Source organism: Amycolatopsis sp. NBC_00355 (assembly GCF_036104975.1).
Classification (GTDB): Bacteria; Actinomycetota; Actinomycetes; order Mycobacteriales; family Pseudonocardiaceae; genus Amycolatopsis.
This window is the reverse complement of the sequence record NZ_CP107982.1, coordinates 9,487,089-9,504,348: the sequence shown is the minus strand read 5'-3', so window position 1 is coordinate 9,504,348 and position 17,260 is coordinate 9,487,089. Positions and strand designations below refer to the sequence as shown.

Annotated in this window: 18 protein-coding genes; 7 read left to right on the top strand and 11 right to left on the bottom strand. The window is 71.0% G+C overall.

Translation table 11 applies throughout. The features are described 5' to 3' along the window. Positions 1–81 precede the first annotated feature (81 nt). Positions 82–1,179, bottom strand: coding sequence for a hypothetical protein (locus tag OHS18_RS44230; protein WP_328614821.1), 1,098 nt, complete (start codon positions 1,177–1,179; stop codon positions 82–84). Positions 1,180–1,575: 396 nt separating this feature from the next. On the opposite strand from OHS18_RS44230, the gene OHS18_RS44220 reads away from it, so the two are divergent. Further along, positions 1,576–2,136, top strand: coding sequence for a TetR/AcrR family transcriptional regulator (locus OHS18_RS44220; protein WP_328614820.1), 561 nt, complete (start codon positions 1,576–1,578; stop codon positions 2,134–2,136). On the opposite strand, the gene hsaB is transcribed toward OHS18_RS44220, so the two are convergent. The 5 genes from hsaB to OHS18_RS44195 form a co-directional block, all read right to left on the bottom strand. Beyond that, entirely contained in the window at positions 2,137–2,667 is a 531-nt protein-coding gene (gene hsaB / locus OHS18_RS44215; protein WP_328614819.1) for a 3-hydroxy-9,10-secoandrosta-1,3,5(10)-triene-9,17-dione monooxygenase reductase subunit, read from the bottom strand. 5 nt (positions 2,668–2,672) lie between these two features. After that, a complete protein-coding gene (gene hsaC, locus OHS18_RS44210; RefSeq protein ID WP_328614818.1) occupies positions 2,673–3,587 on the bottom strand; it encodes an iron-dependent extradiol dioxygenase HsaC in 915 nt (304 codons plus the stop codon). Beyond that, positions 3,587–4,432, bottom strand: a complete 846-nt coding sequence (gene hsaD, locus OHS18_RS44205; RefSeq protein WP_328614817.1) for a 4,5:9,10-diseco-3-hydroxy-5,9,17-trioxoandrosta-1(10),2-diene-4-oate hydrolase — start codon at positions 4,430–4,432, stop codon at positions 3,587–3,589. The genes hsaC and hsaD overlap by 1 nt, the downstream gene beginning before the upstream one ends. Then, complete coding sequence (hsaA, locus tag OHS18_RS44200) at positions 4,432–5,595, bottom strand: 3-hydroxy-9,10-secoandrosta-1,3,5(10)-triene-9,17-dione monooxygenase oxygenase subunit (protein ID WP_328442503.1); 1,164 nt, start codon at positions 5,593–5,595, stop codon at positions 4,432–4,434. Before hsaA ends, hsaD begins: the two co-directional genes overlap by 1 nt. Positions 5,596–5,703: 108 nt before the next feature. Next, positions 5,704–7,302, bottom strand: a complete 1,599-nt coding sequence (locus tag OHS18_RS44195; protein ID WP_328614816.1) for an FAD-binding protein — start codon at positions 7,300–7,302, stop codon at positions 5,704–5,706. A 101-nt stretch (positions 7,303–7,403) separates the two neighbouring features. On the opposite strand from OHS18_RS44195, the gene kstD reads away from it, so the two are divergent. The 6 genes from kstD (at position 7,404) to OHS18_RS44165 (ending at position 12,951) form a co-directional block, all read left to right on the top strand. Next, the gene (gene kstD / locus OHS18_RS44190; RefSeq protein ID WP_328614815.1) at positions 7,404–9,068 is read left to right on the top strand and encodes a 3-oxosteroid 1-dehydrogenase; all 1,665 of its coding nucleotides are present in this window, start codon (positions 7,404–7,406) and stop codon (positions 9,066–9,068) included. Next, on the top strand, positions 9,065–10,201 hold the full coding sequence (locus OHS18_RS44185) for a Rieske 2Fe-2S domain-containing protein (RefSeq protein WP_328614814.1): 1,137 nt from the start codon (positions 9,065–9,067) through the stop codon (positions 10,199–10,201). Before kstD ends, OHS18_RS44185 begins: the two co-directional genes overlap by 4 nt. Continuing rightward, entirely contained in the window at positions 10,198–10,455 is a 258-nt protein-coding gene (locus tag OHS18_RS44180; protein ID WP_328442511.1) for a hypothetical protein, read from the top strand. The genes OHS18_RS44185 and OHS18_RS44180 overlap by 4 nt, the downstream gene beginning before the upstream one ends. After that, complete coding sequence (locus tag OHS18_RS44175) at positions 10,448–11,482, top strand: ferredoxin--NADP reductase (protein ID WP_328614813.1); 1,035 nt, start codon at positions 10,448–10,450, stop codon at positions 11,480–11,482. The genes OHS18_RS44180 and OHS18_RS44175 overlap by 8 nt, the downstream gene beginning before the upstream one ends. 8 nt (positions 11,483–11,490) lie before the next feature. Then, the gene (locus OHS18_RS44170) at positions 11,491–12,336 is read left to right on the top strand and encodes a MaoC/PaaZ C-terminal domain-containing protein (protein WP_328442515.1); all 846 of its coding nucleotides are present in this window, start codon (positions 11,491–11,493) and stop codon (positions 12,334–12,336) included. A 162-nt stretch (positions 12,337–12,498) separates the two neighbouring features. Further along, complete coding sequence (locus OHS18_RS44165) at positions 12,499–12,951, top strand: riboflavin kinase (RefSeq protein WP_328614812.1); 453 nt, start codon at positions 12,499–12,501, stop codon at positions 12,949–12,951. Here OHS18_RS44165 and OHS18_RS44160 read toward each other — a convergent pair whose 3' ends face one another. The 5 genes from OHS18_RS44160 to OHS18_RS44140 all read right to left on the bottom strand — a co-directional run bounded on the left by OHS18_RS44160 (position 12,952) and on the right by OHS18_RS44140 (position 17,258). Then, positions 12,952–13,503, bottom strand: coding sequence for a DUF5134 domain-containing protein (locus tag OHS18_RS44160; protein ID WP_328614811.1), 552 nt, complete (start codon positions 13,501–13,503; stop codon positions 12,952–12,954). Between the two features lie 140 nt (positions 13,504–13,643). After that, positions 13,644–14,813 carry a lipid-transfer protein gene (locus OHS18_RS44155; protein WP_328614810.1) on the bottom strand — a complete coding sequence of 390 codons (1,170 nt, stop codon included), beginning with the start codon at positions 14,811–14,813 and terminating at the stop codon, positions 13,644–13,646. Continuing rightward, the gene (locus OHS18_RS44150) at positions 14,810–15,196 is read right to left on the bottom strand and encodes a MaoC family dehydratase (RefSeq protein WP_328614809.1); all 387 of its coding nucleotides are present in this window, start codon (positions 15,194–15,196) and stop codon (positions 14,810–14,812) included. Before OHS18_RS44150 ends, OHS18_RS44155 begins: the two co-directional genes overlap by 4 nt. Then, entirely contained in the window at positions 15,193–16,107 is a 915-nt protein-coding gene (locus OHS18_RS44145) for a bifunctional MaoC family dehydratase N-terminal/OB-fold nucleic acid binding domain-containing protein (RefSeq protein ID WP_328614808.1), read from the bottom strand. The genes OHS18_RS44150 and OHS18_RS44145 overlap by 4 nt, the downstream gene beginning before the upstream one ends. Continuing rightward, complete coding sequence (locus OHS18_RS44140) at positions 16,104–17,258, bottom strand: acyl-CoA dehydrogenase family protein (RefSeq protein WP_328442527.1); 1,155 nt, start codon at positions 17,256–17,258, stop codon at positions 16,104–16,106. Before OHS18_RS44140 ends, OHS18_RS44145 begins: the two co-directional genes overlap by 4 nt. Positions 17,259–17,260: the final 2 nt, after the last annotated feature.

Below are 17,260 nucleotides of genomic sequence, written 5' to 3'. Positions count from 1 at the left end.
ACTGCGCCGACTATTACCCATCCGACCACAGCCACGGCCGATGGCTTCACATCGACGGTTACGTGCCGCGTGGGGGTCGGCCTACCTCTGGCCGGATGGGTAACCGGCCGCGATCGCCGACGACAACGCGTGAGCGACTTCCGGCCCGTGGACGTCGGTGTGCCCGCGCACGAACCGGTCGGCCCGCAGGTTGTGCGGCACGCCCGGGCGCCACGCGTAACGCCCGCCGACCGGCAGCAGCTCACCCGGCACGGCTTCGGCCGTCGCCTGGGCGCCGTCCCGGCCGATGGCGCCGTAACCCAGCCCCGTGACGCGCGACGCGATCTCGAAGGCGACCCCGGCGACCAGGTCGTACGTCGTGTGCGTGACGAGGATCGGACCGGTCACGACGTGCTCGTCGAGCACCCCGCGGTACCCGCCGTGCTCGGCGAAGGCGTGGCGCGACAGCGTCGCCTGCAGCAGGGTGAGCGTGCTCACCGTCCCGGCCGGCCGCGAGGCGGCGGCCGAGGTGACCAGCCGGCCGCCGAAGCCGTGCCCGACCAGGTGCACACGCAGGCCGGGCCGGGCGACCGCGGCGAGCAACGGCGCCAGGCCCCGCTCCCCCACCACACCCGCCCGCGCCTTCATCTCGTAGTACGTCAGGTAGTCGAGCAGCTCCCGCGCGGCTTCGACGAACCCGGACGCCGGTTTCGCGAGCCGGTCCAGCACGGTGCCGCCGGGCAGGGTCAGCAACTCCGTCGACGCGTCTTCGCGGTCCTGCGCGGCCGGGGGCGCCACCGACAGCAGCGCGGCGGCGAACGCGGTCCGCGCGGTCGAGCGGGCCGCGAGCGCCGGGACGAGCTCGGCCGCCGCGTCGATGGTCGGCTCGTGCTCGGGCCGCAGTTCCCGGAGCAGGGCGAGCCGCTCCGCCAGACCGGGGGACTCGGCGAACCTCCGCGACGGCCACAGCACGCAGGCGAAGGCGAGCCGCGTTTCGGACACCGCGCGCAGCGAGGCCGCGAGCGCCGCGTAGAGCTGCCGGGCGGTGGCGTGGTCGTCGTCCCAGCCGTGGCTCAGCACGACGAGATCGGTGGTCGCGCTGTCGGCGGCGAGCTCACGCACGGCCGCGCCCCGGTCCCCGGTGAGCCGGCCCGCGCGGTCGAACCCGACCTCCGCGGCCGGGAAACCGGACAGCTGCACGGGCTCCTCCTCGAGCGGCGGGGACCCTGTGAAGTCGCCTTCGCGACGGCTGTCGTTACCGCTCGGCCTTGCCGGACGGGCCGAATGGTGATGTCGCCGATTTCGACGTCGCCGGGCTGCTCGATCGCGAACGCGACGGCGCGCGCCACGGTGTCCGGGCTGATCCCGAGCCGGCCGGTGCGCCGGGCCCCAGCACGACCGCCGCGCCCGGGCCGCCGGTTCCGACGCCGTGGCCGCGCCGATGCCGCGCCGATGCCGCTGCCGGCTCCGGTGATCGCGACGACCTTGCCGCCCGGACTGCTCGGCACAGCTCTCCCGGGCTAAACTGACAACTGTCCGGTTACTCCGCAACCTTGTCGGACAGTTGTCCACTTCGTCAGGAAGGGCGGTGCTGCCGTGCCGGGTCGTGAGCGCCGGTCGGACGCGGTCGCCAACCGCGACCGGATCGTCGAGGCCGCGCGGGCCGAACTGAGCGAGTCCAACGGCGCGGCCGACGACCTGAAGCTGCACCGGGTCGCCAAGGCCGCGGATGTCGGGCAGGGCACGCTCTACCGGCATTTCCCGACGCGCGAGCACCTGCTGGCGGAGGTGTACCGGTTCGAGCTGACCCAGCTCGTCGACGCCGTGGCCCCGCTGCTGGCCGAGCACCCGCCGCTCGAGGCCCTGACCTGCTGGCTGGACCGGCTCGTCGGGTACGCGCGCGTCAAACGCGGTGTCATGGCGGCGATCGAGGCGTCGGCGTGGCAGGACCTCTACGCGGACCAGCACCACCGGCTCGACGAAGCGCTCGAGATGATGCTCCAGCGGGGAAAAACCGCCGGCCAGGTGCGCGACGAGGTCGACGCCGCGGACGTCATCCTGCTCCTGGGCGCGTTGTCGCGAGTACCCGAAGCGGAGTGGGACGCGCGGGTGCCCAAGATCGTGGCGGTGATCGTCGACGGTCTCCGCGCGCGGTGATCAGAGCCAGTCGTCCGGGCGGGGCCACGGCATCAGCGCGGCCAGCACGTCCCGCGCCGGCTCGGTGACCGAGTACCGGCCGCGGTGGAACAGCAACGGCCGCGCTTCCGACGGTGCGCCCAACGCCGTGACCCGCCCGATCACCACGTAGTGATCGCCGGCTTCGTGCACCGCTTCCAGCTCGCAGTCGATCCAGGTCAGCGCCCCTTCGAGCAGCGGCGCGCCGGACGGCGCGGGCGTCCAGCCGAAGCGGGCGAACTTGTCCTCGCCGCGGGCACCGAAGACCGCGCTGACCTCCTGCTGGTCCTCGGCGAGGACGTTGATCGCGAACCGGCCGGCCGCGGCGAGCACCTGCCAGGTGCGCGACGTCTTCGCCGGGCAGAACAGCACCAGCGGCGGGTCGAGCGACAGTGCGGCGAACGACTGGCAGGCGAAGCCGGCCAGGGTGTCGCCGTCGCGGCCGGTGACCACCGTGACGCCCGTGCAGAAGTGCCCGAGGACGCTGCGGAACTCGGTCTGATCGACCGCCATCGCCGTCACGGCGCGCCGGGCGGCCGGGCGCCGACCGAGAAGTCGTGGCCCCACAGGGAAACCGCCGTGCTCTCGCGGGCGATCCAGTTCTCGTCGTCGACCTGCCGGCCCTCACAGCCGAACTCGACGTCGAAGCCGCCGGGGGTCTTCATGTAGAACGACAGCATCAGGTCGTTGACGTGCCGGCCGAGCGTCGCGGACATCGGTACCTTGCGCCGGATCGCGCGGTCGAGGCAGAGGCCGACGTCGTCGGTCTGCTCGACCTCGATCATCAGGTGCACGATCCCGCTCGGCGTCGGCATCGGCAGGAAAGCCAGGCTGTGGTGGCGCGGGTTGCAGCCGAAGAACCGCAGCCACGCGGGTGGCCCGTCGGCGGGGCGGCCGACCATCTGCGGCGGCAGCCGCATCGAGTCGCGGAGCCGGAACCCCAGGACGTCACGGTAGAACCGCAGCGACGCCTCGTCGTCCTTTGTAGACAAAACGACATGGCCGAGGCCCTGCTCGCCGGTGACGAACTTGTGGCCGTACGGGCTGACCACCCGCCGGTGCTGCAGCGCGACGCCGTGGAACACCTCCTGGGTGTTGCCGGACGGGTCGTCGAAGCTGATCAGCTCGTCGACGCGGCGGTCGGCCCGCTCCTCCGGGGTGCCTTCCTTGTAGGGCACCGACGCACTGTCCAACCGGGACCGGATCTCGGCCAGTTCGCCGGCGTTCGCGGCCTCCCAGCCGGTGGTCGTCAGCCGGTCGGCGTCGCCGGGCGAGATCACCAGCCGCGCCGGGAAGTCGTCCATGCGCAGGTAGAGCGCGTTGGGGTTTTCGCCCTTGCCTTCGACCATGCCGAGCACCTTGAGCCCGTATTCGCGCCACGCGGCCATGTCGGTGGCTTCGACGCGGAGGTAGCCCAGTGACCGGATGCCCATCAGGAACTCCCGAGGAAGTCGAGGGCCAGCCGGTTGAACTCGTCGAACTTCTCCAGCTGGGCCCAGTGTCCGCAGCCGCCGAACACGTGCAGCTGCGCGCGGGGAATGGTCTTCAACGCGACCAAGGCGCCGTCGAGAGGGTTGACGCGGTCTTCGCGGCCCCAGATCAGGAGCACGCGCTGGCGCAGGCGGTGGGCCTCGCGCCAGAGCATGCCTTCTTCGTAGGTTTCGGGCTGGGCGAACGACATCCCCATGGCCCGCATCGCCGCGAGCGACTCGGGGGTGTTCGCCGCGGCGAACCGGTCGTCGATCAGCTCGTCGGTGATGAGCGCCTGGTCGTGGACCATGATGCGCAGGAACGCTTCCATGCGTTCCCGGCTGGGTTTCGCGCCGAACTTCCCGAGGTTCTTGACGCCTTCGGTGGGGTCGGGCGCGAAGAGGTTGACGCTCAGCCCGCCCGGCCCCATCAGCACGAGCCGGCCGGCGCGTTTGCCGTGGTTCAGCGCCAAGCGCACGGCCGCCCCGCCGCCGAGCGAGTTGCCGATGAAGTGGGCGGTCTCGATGCCGAGCGTGTCCATCAGGCCGACGACGGCGTCCGCGCTGTGGCGGAAGTACTGCGGGTGCTCGGCCGGCTTGTCCGAGCGGCCGAAGCCGGGCTGGTCGACGGCGATCGTCCGGTAGTGCTTGGCGAACTCCGGCAGGTTGCGCCCGAAGTTGCTCCACGCCGACGCGCCGGGGCCGCCGCCGTGCAGCAGGATCACCGTCTCGGCGTGCTCGGCGCCGGACTCGTGGTAATGCAGCTTCAGGCCGCCTGCCTGGACGTACTTTCCTTCGGGAGAAGCCATCAGTACATCGCGTTCTCGACGGGGAGCCCGAAGACCCCGGTGCCGTACATGACGTAGGCGCGCTCGGCGTCGTTGGCCGCGTGCACCCGGCCGGCGTGCGCGTCGCGCCAGAAGCGCTGGATCGGCGTGCCGCGCTGGATGGCCCGGCCACCGGAGTTCTCGAAGAGCCGGTCGATCGCGCTGATCGCGCGTTCGGTGCCGCGCACCTGGTCACGCCGGACGCGCAGCCGCAGGTCGCTCGGCAGGCGTTCCTCGCGCTTGGCCATTTCGTACAGCTCGTCGATGTTGCGGGTCAGCTGCAGCCACGCGGCGTCGATCTCGCTGGCGGCCTCGGCGATCCGCACCTTGGCGAACGGGTCCTCTTTGGACTGTTCACCGGCGTACGCGGCGCGCACCCGCTTGCGCTGGTGCTCGACGTGCGCGTCGTAGGCGCCCTGCGCCATGCCGATGATCGGCGCGGTGATCGTGGACGGGTGCACCGACCCGTACGGCAGCCGGTACAGCGGCCCGGGGTTGACGGCCTGGCCCGGCACCCTGCACTTCGACGTCGCGATGAAGCTCAGCGCCCGGTGCTGCGGGATGAAGACGTCCTCGACGACGATGTCGTTGGAGCCGGTGCCGCGCAGCCCGATCGTGTCCCAGACGTCCACAATGGAGTAGTCCGCGATGGGCAGCAGGTACGAGCAGAAGTCGACCGGCTTGCCGTCCTTGAACGCCGGCCCACCGAGCAGTACCCACGTGCAGTGGTCGCTGCCGGAGGAGAAGCTCCACCGGCCGGTCAGCCGGTAGCCGCCTTCGACGACCTCCGCCTTGCCCATGGGGGCGTACGACGAGGAAATGCGCACGTCCTCGTCGTCGCCCCACACCTCTTCCTGCGCCTGAGCGTCGAACAACGCCACGTGCCACGGGTGGACGCCGAGGATGGAGGCGACCCAGCCGGTGGACCCGCACGCGCTCGCGATCAGCTTCACCGCGGTGTAGAAACTCACCGGGTCCGACTCGAAACCGCCGTACGGCTTCGGTTGCAGCATCTTGAAGAACCCGGTCTCCTGCAGGGCCTTGACGGACTCTTCGGGGACGCGTCGCGCGTCCTCGGTGTCCTGGGCCCGTTCCCGCAGGACCGGCAGGAGGTCCCGGACCCCGGCGATCACCTGCTCGCTCATGCGCGGCCCTCGCTGACGCTCGGGCCGGCCTGAGCGGCGCGCGCAGTGTTTGATGATTCGCTCGCAAGCTCGCTCATGCGCAGTCCTCTCTTTCTCGCTGCGCCAAGACTAGAACACGTTCTCGTTTTTGTCGAGAACGCCCTGCGCCAAGGCCGAGTTGATCCCCGCCCTGCGGCCGGAAAACACGCAGTCGGCCAGCGAGAGACCGCTGACGTAGGACCTGGAACAGATTCCCACCGCGGTGCGCCCGGCGGCGTACAGCCCCTTGATCGGCGCGCCCTCGGCGTCCCGGACCGCGCCGGTGTCCTCGTCGACGACCAGGCCGCCGAGCGTCAGCATCGGCGTCGGGTACCCGAGGTTGGGCCGCACCGAGACGTCGATGAGCGAGAACGGCGGGTTGTCGAGGCGCCGGGCGAACTCGGCGGGTTTGCCCATCGGGTCCTCGGCGCCGTGGTAGGCCTCGACGCTCGCGCGCAGGCCCTGGGGGTCGACCCCGGCCTTGCGTGCCGCTTCTTCGACCGTCGCGCCGGTGACCCGCCCGCGGCGCAGCAGGAACCGCAGCTGCAGGCCCTGGAACCACTGGCTCTGCTTGGCGCCGTCGCGCCGCGCCTCGGCGACGATCGGCGCGTCGACGAGCAGCCAGCCCTGGCCGTCGTGCCGCTCGATCAGCCGCTCGCCGACGGCCGCGCCGTAGCGCGACTCGTCGATGATCCGCCGCCCGCCGGCGTCGACGATGATCCCGCCGAGGAACGCGCTCGGCGGCGTCACGAACCGCCACGCCGAGATCCGGCCCAGTTCCGCGGTCGCGCCGCCGGCTTCGACGCCCATCCGGATGCCCGAGCCGTCGTCGGCGGCCGTGCCCAGCGGCAGCCCGCCGCGGTAGGCGGGCGCGTGTTCGCGGACCATCCCGCGGTTGGCGATGAACCCGCCGGCGGCGAGCACGACCCCGCGTCGCGCGGTGATCCGCAGCTCGCGGGCGTGCGCGCGTTCGAGCCGTTCGACCCGGCGGTGCAGGGGTTTCCGCAGTGCCGGGACGTAGATGCCGGGCTTGGCGGAGTACCGCGCGAACCGCCCGTGCCGGGCCTTCACCGAAGCCGGGGCGTCGCGAAGGGTGTCCGCGACAACCCCGGTGACGACACCCTGCTCCGTGATCAGCGAACGCACCCGCGTCTGCGACAGCACCCGGATACCGCGTCGCCGCACGGCTTCCGCGAGCCGGGTCATCAGCATCTTCCCGGACGTGCCGGGTCCTTTGACGCGGTGTCCGCGCGGCGCCGGTTTCGCCGCGTCGCGGAACCCGCCGGCGGCCTCACTGCCGGAGTAGTACAGGTAGTGCTCGTCACTCGGGTACGACGTCTTGTACGGGCAGAGGCTGCCTTCGAACGGGACGCCGTTGCCCTCCAGCCAGGTGACCATCTCGCGGCTGCCCTCGCAGAACCGCCGCAGCGTCTTTTCGGAGACGACGTCCCCGGCTTCGAGGCGCAGGTATTCGTACATCGCGTCGACCGTGTCTCCGACGCCCGCGTCCTGCTGCTGGCGGGTGCCGCCGCCCGCGTAGACCACGCCACCGCTCACCGCGCTGGCGCCACCGCCGGCGAAGCGCTCGACGATGACGACGTCCGCACCGGCGTCGGCGGCTTCGAGGGCAGCACACGCGCCGGCCGCCCCGAACCCCACGATGACCACGTCCGCGACGAGTTCGTCCATGGTTCGTTACCCTAGAACTGAAACACGTTCTCGTCTATGGTGGCCGAAAGCGACCCTCAACTGGATACTTGTCTTGTGGAACACGTTATAGGTGAGGTGGCATGACGGAGCAGTTCGACGTCGTCGTGGTCGGCAGCGGCGCTGCCGGGATGACCGCCGCGCTGGCCGCGGCTCACGGCGGCCTGAGCGTCGTCCTCCTGGAGAAAGCGGCCTGCTTCGGCGGCTCGACCGCACGCTCCGGCGGCGGGGTCTGGCTGCCGGGCAACCACGCGTTGCGCGCCGCCGGGATCGACGAGCCGCCCGAGCGGGCGCGCGAGTACCTCGCCTCGATCGTCGGGGACGTCGTCCCGGCCGTCCGGCGCGACACGTTCCTCGCCCACGGGCCCGAGGTGCTGCGGTTCGTCTGCGACCACACCCCGCTGGAGTTCCGCTGGGTCCGCGACTACAGCGACTACCACCCCGAGGCGCCCGGCGGGCGGCCCGGCGGCCGGTCGGTCGAGCCCGTCGCGCTCGACGGCCACCTGCTCGGCAACGACCTGGCGCACCTCGAACCGCCCTACAGCGCTCCCCCGCTCGGCGTGCCCATCACCCAGGCCGACTACCGCTGGCTCAGCCTGCTGGCCCGCCACCCCCGCGGCGTCGTCCGGCTGCTGTCGCTCGGCAGGCAGTGGCTGGCCGGCCGGCTCCGGCGGCAGCACCTCCTGGCCATGGGGCAAGCGCTTGCGGCCGGCCTGCGGATCGGCCTGACCAGGGCGAACGTCGAGGTCCGGCTCAACACGGCGCTGGTCGACCTGCAGGTCGAAGGCGACCGGGTCACCGGGGTGGTCACCGCGCAAGGAGTCATCGCGGCCCGCCGCGGCGTGATCCTCGCCAGCGGTGGCTTCGAGCAGAACCTCGAGATGCGCGAGAAGTACCAGCGCGCCCCGATCGGCACCGACTGGACCGTCGGCGCGGCCGCCAACACCGGCGACGGCATCACCGCCGGCCTCAAGCTCGGCGCGGCCCTCGACCTGATGGACGACGCCTGGTGGGGCCCGACCCTGCCGCTCACCGGTGGCCCGTGGTTCGCGCTGGCCGAGCGCTCGCGGCCGCGGTGCGTCATGGTCGACGGGCGCGGGCAGCGGTTCGTCAACGAGTCGGCGCCCTACGTCGAGGCCGTGCACGCGATGTACGGCGAGGGCGACGGCCCCGGCGAGCACATCCCGACCTGGCTGGTGTTCGACCAGCGCTACAAGGACCGGTACATGTTCACCGGCGTCGGGCCGCGCCAGCCGCTGCCCGGCCGCTGGTTCAAGGCCGGGATCGCGGTCAAGTCGTCGTCGCTGGCCGGGCTGGCCGGGAAGATCGACGTCCCGGCGGATGCGCTGGAAGCCACGATCGAGCGCTTCAACGGCTTCGCGCACAAGGGCGTCGACGAAGACTTCCAGCGCGGGCTCAGCACCTACGACCACTACTACGGCGACCCGCGCAACAAACCCAACCCCAGCCTCGGCCCGCTCGACAAGGCGCCGTACTACGCGGTGAAGATCGTGCCCGGCGACCTCGGCACCAAGGGCGGGCTGCGGACCGACGAACACGCCCAGGTCCTGCGCGAGGACGGCTCGGTCGTGCCGGGCCTGTTCGCCGCGGGCAACGTCAGCGCGGCCGTGATGGGCCGCACGTACGCCGGACCGGGCGCGACCATCGGCCCCGCCATGGTGTTCGGCTACCTTGCGGCGACGCGGCTGGCGAACGAAGATCAGAGGACCACGGGAGGGCAGCGATGACGCAGGAATCGGTACGCACCATCTACGCCGGTGAGCCACCGACCCGGTTCGCCCGGGGCTGGCACTGCCTGGGGCTGGCCGAGCGCCTCCGCGACGGGAAACCGCACGCCATCACCGCGTTCGGCACCAAGCTGGTGGTGTTCGCGGACTCGAAGAGCGACCTGCACGTGCTCGACGGCTACTGCCGGCACATGGGCGGCGACCTCACCCAGGGCACGGTCAAGGGCGACGAGATCGCCTGCCCGTTCCACGACTGGCGCTGGAACGGCACGGGCAAGTGCGTCGCGATCCCCTACGGCAAGAGGGTTCCGCTGCGCGCGCGAACGCGCTCGTGGCAGACGCTGGAGCAGAACGGCCAGCTGTTCGTGTGGCACGACCCGGAAGGCAATCCGCCGCCGGCCGAGCTGGCGATCCCGCGGATCGAGGCGGCCTACAGCTCCGAGTGGAGCAACTGGACGTGGGACTCGATCTTCATCGACGGGTCCAACTGCCGGGAGATCATCGACAACGTCGTGGACATGGCGCACTTCTTCTACATCCACTACGCCTACCCGACCTATTTCAAGAACGTCTTCGAAGGTCACATCGCGACCCAGTACCTGAACACCAAGGGCCGCCCGGACATGGGCATGGCGTCCAACTACGGCGGCGAGGACAACCTGCTGCGGTCGGAGGCGTCGTACTTCGGGCCGTCCTACATGATCAACGACCTGGTGAACTCCTTCCAGGGGTACGAGATCCAGAGCGTGCTGATCAACTGCCACTACCCCGTGTCGCCGACGTCGTTCGTGCTGCAGTACGGCATGAAGGTCAAGAAGCAGGACGGGCTTTCGGACGAGCACGCCGACAAGATCGCGGCGAAGCTGGCCAAGGGCATCGGCGCCGGGTTCCTGCAGGACGTCGAGATCTGGAAGCACAAGACGCAGATCGAGAACCCGCTGCTGTGCGAAGAGGACGGTCCGGTCTACCAGCTTCGCCGCTGGTACCAGCAGTTCTACGTCGACGCCGCCGACGTCACCGAGGACATGACCCGGCGCTTCGAGTTCGAAGTGGACACGTCGAAGGCGAACGAGGCGTGGGCGGCCGAGGTGGCGGAAAACCTGGCCAGGCAGAAGGCGGAGGCCGAGGTGTGACCACTCCGGAGACCGTCGAGTTCCTGACCGGCGGGCTGCGGCCGCACGAGTGCCGCGCCTGCGGGACCCGCGTGCTGGTGAAGAAGAACAGCATCAACCACACCAGCATCCAGTGGATGACGAACGCGGCCGAGAGCTGCCCGGTGTTCGCCGACGCCGAGGGCCCGACCGCGTTGCTCGACACCTGCCCGAAGCTCTCGGACAGCATCGACGACGCGGTGCGTGAAGGCACGCTGGCGGTCGCGGATGGCTGAGCGGGTCTACACCCTGACGGTCGCCGACGTCGTCGTCGAGACGCCGGACGCGCGCTCGGTGGTGTTCGAGATCCCCGGCGAGCACGCGTCGGCGTTCACGTATTCGGCGGGGCAGTTCCTGACGCTGCGGATCCCCAGCGAGCGGACCGGCTCGGTCGCGCGGTGCTATTCGTTGTCGAGCGCACCACACGAGAACCGCGTGCAGGTGACGGTCAAACGCACCGACGGCGGGTACGGGTCGAGCTGGATCTGCGACGAGCTGCGGGCCGGGATGACCCTGGACGTGCTGGCGCCGGCCGGGGTGTTCACGCCGTCCTCTGTGGACGAAGACTTCCTGCTGTTCGCCGCGGGCAGCGGGATCACGCCGGTGATGGCGATCCTGAAGACGGCGCTGGAACAGGGTTCCGGGCGGGTCGTGCTGGTCTACGCGAACCGCGACGAGGCGTCGGTGATCTTCGCCGGCGAACTGGCCTCACTGGCCAAACGCTACGGTGACCGGCTGGTCGTCGTCCACTGGCTGGAGAGCGTGCAGGGCCTGCCGGACGTGCCGCAGCTGCACGGCCTCGCTTCCGCGTATACGTCGCACGAGGCGTTCCTGTGCGGCCCGGCGCCGTTCATGGCGGCCGTGAAAGAGGCGCTCGGGCAGCTCGGCGTGCCGCGGGACCGGGTGCACGTCGAGAAGTTCACGTCGTTGTCGGGGAACCCGTTCGAAGCGGTCGTCGAGGAAGAGCCGGTCTCGGACTCGAACGAGGCTCCGGCGTCGTTGACCGTGACGCTCGACGGCGAGACGCGGTCGATGGCGTGGCCGCGGCGCCGCAAGCTGCTGGACCACCTCCTCGACGCGGGACTCGACGCGCCGTATTCGTGCCGCGAGGGACAATGCAGTGCGTGCGCGTGCCGGATCGTGACGGGTGAGGTGAAGATGCTGCACAACGAGGTCCTCGACGCCGAGGACCTCGCCGACGGCATCGTGCTCGCCTGCCAGTCGCTGCCGGTCACCGACGACGTCTCGATCAGCTACGAATAGGAGCACCCGTGCCCATCGACCCGGCCGTCGCCATCGGTGCCGAAATCGGCGAAGTGAGCTTCGCCTGGACGTCGTCGGACGTGCTGCTCTACCACCTGGCGCTGGGCGCGGGCCCGGACGAACTGCGCTACACCTACGAGCGTGACCTGGTCGTCGTCCCGACGTTCGCGACGGTCGCGGCCAACCTGCGCGTGTTCGAACCGCCGGCGGTGTCGTTCCCGGGCGTCGAGGTCGACCTGGCGAAGGTGCTGCACGGCAAGCAGGAGATCACCCTGCACCGGCCGATCCCGGTCGAGGGCAAGGCGGTGGCCCGGTCCCGGGTCGCGGACGTCCACGACAAGGGCAAGGCGGCCGTGATCATCCAGGAGGTCGACGTCACCTCGGCCGACGGCAGTCCTCTGTGGACGGCCCGGTCGAGCATCTTCGCCCGCGGCGAAGGCGGTTTCGGCGGCTCGCGAGGCCCCTCGGACCGCATCGACTGGCCTACGCGGGACCCGGACGTCGTCATCGAGACGCCGACGTTGCCGCAGCAGGCGTTGCTGTACCGCCTGTGCGGCGACCGCAACCCGCTGCACGCGGACCCGTCGTTCGCCGCGGCGGCGGGCTTCCCGCGCCCGATCCTGCACGGGCTGTGCACCTACGGCGTGGTGGCGCGCGTCCTGATCAACGAGTTCCTCGACGGCGACGTGTCGCGGGTGGGCTCGTTCGCGACCAAGTTCGCCGGCGTGGTGTTCCCGGGCGAGACCCTGCGGATCAGGGTGTGGCGCGGCGACGACCGGCTGCTGGTGAGCGCGTCGGCCGTGGACCGGGAGGACGCGCCGGTACTGGCGGACACGGTCCTGACGTTCACCTAGCGGGTCTGCCGCGGCTTGTCGTGAGTGGTTAGGGCGGTTAGAACCGCCCTAACCACTCACGACGACCGGAGCGTGGGCCGCGTCACCCCCGTCCACGGGGTGATCGCCCTCCCGGGCGCGCGCTACCGTGGACGGGGAGCGACCTCGGGAGGACGGGACACGATGCCGGAATACTTCGTGGTGCGGGGCACGGTCGAGCACGGCGATCAGCGCGGCCGGGAGCTGGGCTTTCCCACGGCCAACATCGCTCTCCGTGACCAGGACGGGTCCGTCGGCGACGGTGTGTGGGCGGGCTGGGTGCAGCGCGGGGACGGCACCCGCGTCGCGGCGGCCGTGTCCGTGGGGCGGCGGCCGACCTACTACGGGGCCGACGGCTACCGGCTGCTCGAAGCGCACCTGCTGGAGTTCACCGGCGACCTCTACGACGAGACCCTCGTCGTCTGGCTCGGCGCCCACCTGCGCGACCAGCAGGCCTACGCCTCCGCCGAGGACCTCATCACCGCGCTCAAGAACGACATCGCCGTCGCGACGCAGTGGACCGCCGAGCACCCCGCCGCGTCGCTGCCCGAACCCGGGGACAGCCCGCTCGGCGAGGTCCGGCGTGTCACCGGCTAGTCACCAGGCCGCGGCCAGGAGCAGGTAGCCCATCCCGGCGCCCATCACCACGCGGCAGGCCGCGCGCGAAGTGTGCCCGGACACCGCCGCCGCGGGGCCGCGCACCATGGCCACGCCGGTGCGTGCCGCGTCGAAGACGAAGTAGGCCGCCGCGGCCACCGCGAGCACCGGCACCGCCAGCCTGGTGTCCATTGTGGACATCGTCAGCCAGGGGCCGTGGGCCATGCCTTCGTGCGGCATCGCCGTGACCATGTAGAGCATCGCCGCCGCGGACAGCGCGTGGTGCGCGCAGCCGGACTGGCGCCCGCGCCACCAGGCGAGCGCGAACCAGCCCGCCGTCAGCACCAGGACCGCCTGCCAGCCGGCCGCCGGGATCGGGCCACCGACCGGCGAGAGCATCGCCACCATCGCGACGACCAGCAGCAGCTCGGCCAGGTCGCCGTTGCGGACCCCCTGACCGAGGCGGACGTAGTCGAGCCGGACGAGCCGCAGCACGCAGGGCAGCGCCAGCACGGCGAAGACCACGGTGAGCGCCCAGTCCACGCCGGCCATCAGGGGACGGCCGGCGGCTCGGCGGGTGCACGCATGGCGGCCTCACTCTGCGTCGCGGACAGTCCCTCCACCGTGACATCCGGAGCGCACCCACACCAGCCGTCAAAGAGGTGAAGCCCGTTGACCCACAAGGGGGACCGTCAGTCACTCGTGAGGACGAGCCCGCTCGTCGGCACCCCGGTGCCCGCCGTGACCAGCACCCGGGACACGTCCCGCACCTGGTTGGCGGCGTCCCCGCGCAGCTGCCGGACACCCTCCGCGATGCCGTTCATGCCGTGGATGTAGGCCTCGCCGAGCTGGCCGCCGTGCGGGTTGAGCGGCAGTGTGCCGTCGAGTTCCAGCGCGCCGCCGGCGATGAAGTCCTTCGCCTCGCCGCGGCCGCAGAAGCCCAGCTCCTCCAGCTGCATCAGGACGTACGGCGTGAAGTGGTCGTACAGCACCGCGACGTCCACATCGGACGGTCCGAGCCCCGACTGGGCCCACAGCTGCCGGCCCACGACGCCCATCTCCGGCAGTGCGGCCAGGTCGTCGCGGTAGTAGCTGGTCATCACGTACTGGTCCGGCCCGCTCCCCTGCGCCGCCGCGGCGATGACCGCCGGCGGGCGGGCCAGGTCCCGGGCGCGTTCGACACTGGTGACGACCAGCGCGACCCCGCCGTCACTCTCCTGGCAGCAGTCGAGCAGGTGCAGCGGCTCCGCGACCCAGCGCGATCCCTGGTGCTCCTCGAGGGTGATCGGCCGGCCGTGGAACCAGGCGTTCGGGTTGGTCGCCGCGTGCTTGCGGTCGAGCACCGCGATGCGGCCGAAGTCCTCGCTCGTCGCGCCGTAGTCGTGCAGGTACCGCCGCGCGACCATGGCGACCGTCGCGGCCGGGGTCGCGATGCCCATCGGGTAGTGGAACGCGTTGTCCACACCGGACGAGTTGACCTGGCCGGCCGCCGCCGAGGACACCTGGCCGAAGCGCATGCCCGAACGTTCGTTGAACGCGCGGTAGGCGACCACGACGTCGGCGACGCCGGTCGCCACGGCCATCGCGGCCTGCTGCACGGTCGCCGCCGCCGCGCCGCCGCCGTAGTGGATGCGGCTGAAGAACTTGAGTTCCGGGATGCCGAGCTCACGCGCGAGCGCGATCTCCGCGTTGCCGTCCATGGTGAAGGACACGAGGCCGTCCACTTCGGACGGTGTGAGCCCGGCGTCGGCCAGTGCGTGCGACACGCATTCCGCGGCCAGCCGCAGTTCGGTGCGCCCGGAGTCCTTCGAGAACTCCGTCGCGCCGATGCCGGCGATGGCCGCCTTGCCCGAGAGCGTCACGGCAGCGTCACCTCCACGGTCCCGGCGACGTGCTCGCCGAGACTGTCCACACCGGACACCGCCACCACGGCGTCGCGGCCTTCGCACGAGACCACGCGGCCGGTGAACGTCAGCGTGTCGTAGGCGTAACACGGCACGCCGAGCCGGATCTTGATCGACCGGATCAGCGCCTCCGGGCCGGCCCACTCCGACACGAACCGCTGGACCAGGCCGGTGTCGGTGAGGATGTTGAGGAAGATGTCCTTGGAGCCGCGCCGCACCGCGGCGTCGCGGTCGTGGTGGACGTCCTGGAAGTCGCGGGTGGCCAGCGCCGTGCTGACCACGAACGTCGGGGTCGCCTCGATCGTCAGCGGCGGCAGCTCGGTTCCTTCGGCGACGGTCATCGGGTCACCTTCCAGGCGGGCAGGGTCAGGTCGTCGTCCACCTTCACGAAAGCGGCTTCCACCGGAAGTCCGATGTGGACCTCTTCCGGCGCCGCGTCCAGCAGTTCGGCCATCACGCGCACGCCTTCCGCCAGCTCCACCAGCGCCACGACGAACGGGAGGTCCTTGCCCGGCACCGGCGGGTGGTGGTGCACGACGTAGCTGAACACCGTGCCGCGACCGCTCGCCACGACGTAGTCCGGCTTGGCGTCGAGGTCGCCGTCCGGCGGCATCGGGCCCGGCGGGTGGCGCAGCGTCTCGCCCCAGCGCTGGATCCGCAGCTCCCCCGCCTTCAGGCCGTCCCAGAAGAACTCCGTGTCCTTGCTGATCACCGGCCGCAGCACCGGAGCCGGGGGCGGTTTCGGCGCGGGCGGGCGGAACTTGAGCACCCGGAACATCATCTCCGCGACCGGCTCGTCCTCGACGTACCACCTCACACGCGTGGTGACGAACCAGCCTTCGCCCAGCGCGGTCTTCTTGGGACCGACCACGCTTTCCAGCGCGGTCCGCGCTTCGACCTGCTCGCCGTGGCGCAGGTAGCGGTGATACGTCTGCTCGGAGTTGGTCGCGACGACGGAGGTGAACCCGGCCTCGTCGAGCAGCTCCATCATCAGGCCGAGCGGGTCGTCGCTGCCGCGGAGGGCGTGCAGGCGGCCCATCGTCCACACCTGGGCCATCGCCGGTGGGGCCACGATTCCCTTGTGGACGCTCTTCGCCGCGAACTCCGGGTCGACGTACACCGGGTTCGTGTCGCCGATGGCTTCGGTCCAGTTGTTGACCATCGCCTGGTTGACTGGGTCGCGCGCGAGGCGCGGCGCGCACTCCCCCCGCGCGGCGATCTCCTGTGCTGCTTCGGTGATCTTGTCGGTCATCGTGGCACCCTCGGCAGTCCCAGGCCGATCGAGGAGATCAGCTCCCGTTGGATCTCGCTGACCCCACCGCCGAACGTCAGCACGATGTTGCGTTTGGCCTGCAGGTCCAGCCATTCCGCCAGCTCCGCGGTGTCCGGGTCGGCCAGGTCGCCGTGCCGCCCGATGAGCTCCTCCATCGACCGGCCGATCCGCTGGATGACCTCGGAGCTGAACACCTTGGTCGCGGACGCGTCGGCGACGACGACCGGCGCGCTGGCGGAGGACGCGGCGACCTGCCAGTTCAGCAGCTCGTTGACCCGCGTCACGGCGAAGGCGTCCGCCAGCACGGCGCGGACGTCCGGCAGGTCCAGCAGCGCGTGCGCGGCGGCCCAGGTCCGCACCCGGTCGTACAGGCCGCCGATCCGCCCGGCCGGCCCGAGCATCACGCGCTCGTGGTTGAGCTGCGTCGTGATCAGCCGCCAGCCCTCGTTCTCCTTGCCCACCAAGCGGTTCACCGGCACGCGGACGTCCGAATAGTACGTCGCGTTGACGTGGTGGGCGCCGTCGCAGGTGATGATCGGCGTCCACGAGTAGCCGGGGTCGGTCGTGTCCATGATGAGGATCGAGATGCCCTTGTGCCGCGGCGCGTCCGGCGCGGTCCGCACGGCGAGCCAGATGTAGTCGGCGTCGTGACCACCGGTGGTGAAGATCTTCTGGCCGTTGACGACGTACTCGTCGCCGTCGCGCACCGCCGTCGTCCGCAGCGCCGCGAGGTCCGTGCCGGCCTCGGGTTCGGTGTAACCGATGGCGAAATGGATCTCGCCGGCCAGGATCTTGGGCAGGAAGAAGGACTTCTGTTCGTCGGTGCCGTACTGCTGCAGGGTCGGCCCGACCGTCTGCAGGGTCACCGACGGCAGCTGGACGTCGGCGCGCGAGGCCTCGTCGACGAACAGGTGCTGTTCGATCCCGCCGAAGCCCTGCCCGCCGTACTCGACGGGCCAGCCGACGCCGAGCCGGCCGTCGCGGCCCATCCGGGCGACGATCTCGCGGAACACCGGCCCGTGCCGTTCGCGGCGCATCGCCTGGCGTTCCTCCGGGCTGATCAGCCCGGCGAAGTACTCACGCAGCTCGGTGCGCAGTTCTCGTTGCGCCGTGGTCAGTTCGACGTGCATCG